The 6,124-nt window shown below is 66.1% G+C and carries 6 protein-coding genes; 1 reads left to right on the top strand and 5 read right to left on the bottom strand.

Annotated elements, in window-relative coordinates:
* From A6M56_RS19180 to A6M56_RS19160, 5 genes are all read right to left on the bottom strand, one after another.
* Nucleotides 1-1,365: methyl-accepting chemotaxis protein (locus tag A6M56_RS19180; RefSeq protein WP_286758344.1), on the bottom strand; the 1,365-nt coding region annotated here is incomplete at its 3' end.
* Between the two features lie 197 nt (nt 1,366-1,562).
* A complete protein-coding gene (locus A6M56_RS19175) occupies nt 1,563-2,018 on the bottom strand; it encodes a DUF2147 domain-containing protein (RefSeq protein ID WP_045785968.1) in 456 nt (151 codons plus the stop codon).
* A 62-nt stretch (nt 2,019-2,080) separates the two neighbouring features.
* Nucleotides 2,081-3,223, bottom strand: coding sequence for a collagen-like triple helix repeat-containing protein (locus A6M56_RS19170; RefSeq protein ID WP_102080125.1), 1,143 nt, complete (start codon nt 3,221-3,223; stop codon nt 2,081-2,083).
* Nucleotides 3,224-3,360: 137 nt separating this feature from the next.
* Complete coding sequence (locus A6M56_RS19165) at nt 3,361-4,152, bottom strand: collagen-like triple helix repeat-containing protein (RefSeq protein ID WP_102080124.1); 792 nt, start codon at nt 4,150-4,152, stop codon at nt 3,361-3,363.
* A gap of 561 nt (nt 4,153-4,713) precedes the next feature.
* A complete protein-coding gene (locus tag A6M56_RS19160) occupies nt 4,714-4,845 on the bottom strand; it encodes a hypothetical protein (RefSeq protein WP_257984056.1) in 132 nt (43 codons plus the stop codon).
* Nucleotides 4,846-5,899: 1,054 nt separating this feature from the next.
* Between A6M56_RS19160 and A6M56_RS19155 the strand changes: the two genes are divergently transcribed.
* The coding region (locus tag A6M56_RS19155; RefSeq protein WP_286758343.1) for a hypothetical protein at nt 5,900-6,124 on the top strand (225 nt) is incomplete at its 3' end.

Below are 6,124 nucleotides of genomic sequence, written 5' to 3'. Positions count from 1 at the left end.
CTCGCCCATGATGTCGGTCACGCGCTTGACGGCGACGACCACCTCGTCGATCACACTGCCGGCCTCGGCCACCAGCGTGGTGCCGTTTTCCACGCGGCCGACCGAGTCGCTGATCAGCGCCTTGATCTCCTTGGCGGCTGCGGCGCTGCGCTGCGCGAGGCTGCGCACCTCGCCGGCCACGACGGCAAAACCGCGGCCTTGCTCGCCTGCGCGCGCAGCCTCCACCGCGGCGTTCAGCGCCAGGATGTTGGTCTGAAATGCGATGCCCTCGATCACGCCGATGATGTCGGCGATCTTCTTGCTGCTCTCATTGATGCCGGCCATCGTGTCGATCACGCGGCCCACGACTTCGCCCCCCTTGACCGCGATGTCCGACGCGTTGACGGCGAGCGAGCTGGCCTGGCGGGCGTTGTCGGCGTTCTGGCGCACGATGCTGGTCAGCTCTTCCATGCTGGAGGCGGTTTCCTCCAGCGACGAGGCCTGTTCTTCGGTGCGCTGCGACAGGTCGGCATTGCCCGCGGCGATCTGCTTGGTGGCGCTGGCAATGGAATCGGCCGACGTCTTGATGTGGCCGATGGTGCCGGTCAGTTGCTGCTGCATCTGCGCGATGGCCACGAGCATGCTGTCGCGGTCGCCAGGGCGCGTCTGCACGCGCACGGTCAGGTCGCCTGCGGCGATGCGGCGGGCCACCTCGGCGGCGTAGCCCGGTTCACCGCCGAGCCCGCGCTGCACGTTACGGATGATGAGTGACATGGCCAGCGACACCACACCGCCTACCAGCAGGATGACGATCAGGTTGGCGACGAGCGAATGGCGATATGCGGCATCCACCTCCTGCAGGAAGACCGCGCTGGAGAGATTCCAGTCCCACGGCGCAAAGCGTTTCACGTAGCCGATCTTGGGCAGGGCGGTTTCGCTGCCGGGCAGCCGGCCCTGGTATTCGGCAAAGCCGAAGCCTCTCTCCTTGGCTGCGTTGACGATGGTCGGGTAGACGAGCTTGCCCGTCGGGTCTTTGAAGTGTGCCGTGCTCTTGCCGACCATGTCGGCCAGCGTAGGATGCATCAGCAGGATGAGCTGCGAATCCACCACGAACAGGTAGCCGGTGCTGCCGTAGCGCATCGTGGACAGCGCCGCGAGCGCGCTTTTCTTCGCCTCGTCTTCGCTCATGGCGCCTGACTGTGCGCGCCCGTGATAGAACTTGGCGACGCCCTCGGCAGCATCCACAAGGTTCTGCAGGCCGGCCTTGCGCTCATCGAGCATCGTGGCGCGGGTCTCCATCGCGCTCCAGATGCCCACGCCGATCAGCCCCAGCCACATCAGGGCCAGTGCCAGGCGCAGTTTTCCTTTGAGTGTCCACTGTCGCATGCCGCGTTTTCTCCACTTATCGTTGACGACTCCCCAACGAAGTAACGGCGAGGGACGTGTCTTCTTGAGTGGTGCCGGCCCGCGGGCAGTGTGCGGCGTTACGCAAAAAAGAAGCGCCGGCTTGCACCGGCGCCGAAGAGACGGCGCCCCGTACAGGGTGCCGCCGCGCGTTGAGGCTCTGCGTTATCGGGCCGAGGTCATTGCTCGCGGACCCACGTCTGCGTGCGGCCCAGCAGGCTGATGCCGAGGAAGCCGCGCACGTTGAGCTTCTTGCCGTCGTCGGCCAGCGACATCTTGGCGTTGTAGACCTTGCCGTTTTCCGGATCGAGGATGTTGCCGCCCGACCATTCGTTCTCACCGGTCTTCTTCAGGTCCTTCAAGATGGTCAGGCCGACGATCGGCTGGTCCTTGCGGTCATCGGTGCACTTGGTGCAGGTCTTGTTCTCGTCGCCCGGCACCAGGATCTTGGTGACCTTGCCCGTGAACACGCCGTTGTTCTCGACAATCGTCACTTCGCCCTTCTGCTTGCCGGTGTTGTCGTCGATGGTCTTCCAGGTGCCGGCGGGCGTGGCCTGGGCGAAGGCGCTGCCTGCCGCCAGTGCGAGGGCGAGTGCGCCTGCCAGGCGTGCGAGAGAGTGGGGGGTGCGTTGCATTGTGGCGTCTCCTTGTCAGCTTGAAAAGAATCGGTGAGGCAGATCAGTGCGCGGGCACGGGGTCAGTGTGTGCCCAGCGCACCGGTCAGGGGTGACAGCGGATTGCTGCCGGTGCCGCCGGCGGCGTTCGTGACGCCGCCCAGCGCATTGGTGATGGGCGCGAGCGGGTTGCTGCCGCCGGCACCGCCGGTCAGCGCGCTCGTCACCGATGCAAGAGGATTCCCGCCACTGCCGGAGAGCGCACCCGTCACCGGGGCCATCGGGTTGCTGCCGCCGCCCAGGCCACCGCCCAATGCGCTCGTGATCGGCGCCAGCGGATTCGTCGAGCCGCCGCTGCCGCCATTGACGAGACCGCCGGCGCTGGCCACCGTGGCACCCACTGCGCCGACGACGCCGCCAACATCACGCGTGAGCGGGTTGCCGCCTGCCGCGCCGACTTGCGCACCGGCGCTCTGCAAGCCGCCGCCCACGGTGTTCAGCGCGCCCGCCAGCGGGCCGCCGAGCATGGTGGCGCTGCCCACCGCCTGCGTACCCTGCACGATCTGCGACGACAGCGGCACGATGGCGTTGCTCGCCTGCTGCGTAACCTGCTGCACCGGGCCGCTCGACGTGCCGATCGTCACGAGGCCGCCCGCACCCTGCAGTACCTGGCCCAGCGCGGAGACCCCGCTCCCCACCGGCGACGTCACCGGGTTCAGCGGCGCAAGCGGGCTGCCTGCCGCACCCAGGTCGCTCACGGTCTGGCCCGCATAGCCGACCGTCACCCCGGTCGAGCGGATCACGTCGCCCGAGCTTTGCACCGTGGTGCCGACCGGGTCCGGCGTCGAACCGATCTTGCCGAGTCCGCTGCCGATGCCGTTGCCCAGCACCTGCACGGTGTTGCCCGCGGAGGTGACTGTCGCGCCCAGATCCTTCTGCGCGGCCGTGCCGCCGATGACGGGCACCGACGCCGTGCCGATCGTCGTGCCCAGGTCGCTGACCGTCTTGCCCGTCTGCGTGACGACGTTGCCGCCGTTGCTTGCCACGTTGCCCACCGGCACGGCTCCCGGATCGTTGTTGGCCGTCGATGCCGGTGTGGTGTCGCCGTTCGGGTTGCCGCCCGATGCGCAGCCCGCCAGTGTCAGCACGGCCAGCGCGGCCGCAGCCAGCAGCGTGCGCGACGACGAAACGGTGAAAGAAGCGTGGAGCGGGTTCTGAATCTTCATGGTGAGTCTCCTTGTAAGCGCGGCCCGTACCGCGTAGTCACCGCCGGGGCCGGAAGAACGCGCGTCTGGCGTCCAGCGGGTCGCATCCGTCTGCGTCTGCTGCCGAATGCAAAGAAAGTTGTTCCAACGTTGCGACATCAACGGTGCGCCGCCGATGTCACCCCCGACAACACGCCGCCGACCAGCCCGCCGACTGCGCTGCCGATGCCGCCCAGCCCGCTGGGCGGATTGCTCGCCGTCGTACCGCCCGGGCTTGCGGGGCCTGCACCGGACAAGCCGGACGTGAGCGAGCCGATGGTCGTGCTGATCGGGGCGAGCGCACCGCTCAGTGCGCCGCCCGTCGTGCTGCTGCCTGCCGAAGGCCCGGCTGGCGTCGCGATCGTCGACAAGCCGCTGGTGAGCGTGCCGAGCGCGCTGACCGTGTTGCCCAGCGTCGACACCAGCGCATCGCCCTTGCTGGCTGCGGCGATCGTGCGGCCCTCGCTCCCGAGCACGCCGCCCAGCGTCGTCAGCACGTTGCCGATCGGTGTGCCGAGGCCGGTGGCGGCGCCCAGCGTTTGCGTGGCCGATGTCAGCGTGGCGGTGAGCGGCACGATGGCCGTGACGGTGGTCGTCGTCAGCTGTTCGACGCGGCCGGTGAGCGGCGTCACCGGTGCATTGCTGCCCGATCCGGTTCCGCCCGATGCGCTGCCGCCGCCATCGGACCACGTTGGTGAACCCGACGCCGTGACGCTTGGCTTGGAGGACGCATCACTGCCACCGCCGAGCGACGCGCCCATGTCGCCGCTGCCGGAATTCGCGCACGCCGCCAGCGTCGCGAACGAGGCAGTCGCCACCACGCGCGGCATCCAGCGCAACGTAGCTTGGGTCTGCGGGGAAACCCCACGCTTCGGTGGGTTCGATGTCGACAAGCACGCTCGAACACGCATCTTGTGCCTCCACTGCTCGAACCTGCCCACGCTCGCTGCATCACCGCTGCGGCGGATGGCGGGCAGATTCCCAGAACGCTTCAGTTGGACCCCTGTGTCTTGCGCTCTTTGTTCATCGGGTGTGCCGTCGCCCAGTGAGCGAGGCGAGTGACGGCCGCCCTGGTCTTGTGGACCACGCGCAGGTCCACGCCACGCCGCGCGATCGATGCCGTGCTGACGTGGTGAGCGGATCGTGGAGTGAAACCGAATGGCATGACAATCAGCGCCAACCTGACGCGCCGATATGCGGTTGCAGCATTTCAAACGGATGGCCCGCCCCAGAGCAAAGTGGAAAGCCGGTCTTCGGAAATCCGCCGTGCAGCAAAAACCGCCCAGGAATGCCCGTAGAGCAATTCTTCTATCGTCGTAAAACAGCCCCGTTTCAAACGCAGTTGCACGCGGTTTTCAGTCGTTGCTGAACACGGTTTCCGATGGGCCGCGGGTTCTGCGGGCGAGCGTCGGCCATGCCGGCGTCGACGCTGTGCGGAACATGCACGGCGACGACGTGCGTGTCCGCTGTCGTCATGCATCGGCATGCAGGCAGACGGTGTTTGCATCATCGATGCGCGCACGTCGTTCCATCCGAGGTTCGATATCGCCTGCGCGCGGCACGCGATTTGCGCCACGTGCACGCATGTCGCCGAGGATCGCCATCTCGGGGCTCGCGTGTCTCGTGCGCAAGTGCGTGTGCGATGTCGAAAGACACGTTCGACACGTCGATGCGCGCGCGTCGATGGCATCGACCGCGCGTGCGCGCGAAGAGAATTCGCGCGCGCTGTCGCATCTACGCATCGTTTTTTTCTGGCGTGCATCGCAGCGTTCGCGTGTCGCCGCGCGTGTCGATGACGCTGCCGCCATCAGCTGCGTGTCTGCTCGCGACGCGCACGCATGGAGTAGCGTGTGTCGCCGTAAACCGGCATGAACACTGGCTTCGCGGGCCGCGTGTGTGAGTGCGAAGCAACGCATTCACACGATGCTACGACGCAAGAAAATGCGCATGCGCCGGGCCACTGAACCTGCATGCACGATCCCGAGCGGAGCGACGCACAGACGCAGCGCAATCCTTCACCAAAACTCGCCGCGCTTTTTGCATAAATCTCTTAACATCACCGCGCAAACGAATTATGATTCGCCTTGACAAGACGTTGACTTCGATGCAAGGAAGCTTCGCGCGATCAACGACGATGAACTTCCAAGCGGCAGTTGAAAGGTAGTCGAGGAGCGTAACCACTTTGATGCACGCCACGCCGACAGGGCTGTTCGAACTCGGTGCCGTCTCTGCGATCCCCCCGTCGGGATGGGCGTACTACCCCCAAAAGAAAACGCGCGCTCTCCAGATTTTCGCTGTCCGTAAAACCGCCTTGCGAGCGGCTTTGCGATCCACACAGCGATTCGCGCAAGATCAGATTTCGACCGGTGTGGCCACGATGCCCCGGTCCTCTCAGTTGATGAAGACTCGCCGGATGCCGCATGTCCGGCCGGCTGCGGCTGCTCGCATGCGCGCGCCCGAGGCGTGCAATTTGCTGCATGCATCGTCGGCGTGCGTCGCGGGTCTTCCTACCGAATTCATTAGCGTGCGACTGCAGTCTGGTGGCGCGCCGATGAATCGCTCGCTCGGTTGGTCTGGCGATGCCCTTGCATCGTGGGATCGGGCCGGTCGGGTTGCTCAATCTCGATAGTTCGATACCCAATCTTGAAGGAGTTTCCCATGGCAACTGCTGCTAAGAAGAAACCGGCCGCCAAGGCCCCGGCCAAGAAGGCCGCTGCAAAGAAGGCTCCGGCCGCCAAGAAGGCTGCTGCGAAGAAGGCCGCTCCGGCCGCCAAGAAGGCTCCGGCCAAGAAGGCCGCGGCTAAGAAGGTCGCCGCCAAGAAGGCACCTGCCAAGAAGGCCGCAGTGAAGAAGGTTGCTGCCAAGAAGGCACCCGCCAAGAAG

The sequence above is a fragment of the Ralstonia sp. RL genome (assembly GCF_001683835.1).
Lineage (GTDB): Bacteria > Pseudomonadota > Gammaproteobacteria > Burkholderiales > Burkholderiaceae > Ralstonia > Ralstonia mannitolilytica.
Note: the sequence above shows the minus strand (reverse complement) of the source record. Positions and strands in the feature narration are given on the sequence as shown.

Bases quoted from the DNA above. Each gene is read 5' to 3' on its own strand.
- A6M56_RS19175 (WP_045785968.1), bottom strand. From the start codon at position 2,018: ATGCAACGCACCCCCCACTCTCTCGCACGCCTGGCAGGCGCACTCGCC.
- A6M56_RS19170 (WP_102080125.1), bottom strand. From the start codon at position 3,223: ATGAAGATTCAGAACCCGCTCCACGCTTCTTTCACCGTTTCGTCGTCG.
- A6M56_RS19165 (WP_102080124.1), bottom strand. From the start codon at position 4,152: ATGCGTGTTCGAGCGTGCTTGTCGACATCGAACCCACCGAAGCGTGGG.
- A6M56_RS19160 (WP_257984056.1), bottom strand. From the start codon at position 4,845: ATGGCGATCCTCGGCGACATGCGTGCACGTGGCGCAAATCGCGTGCCG.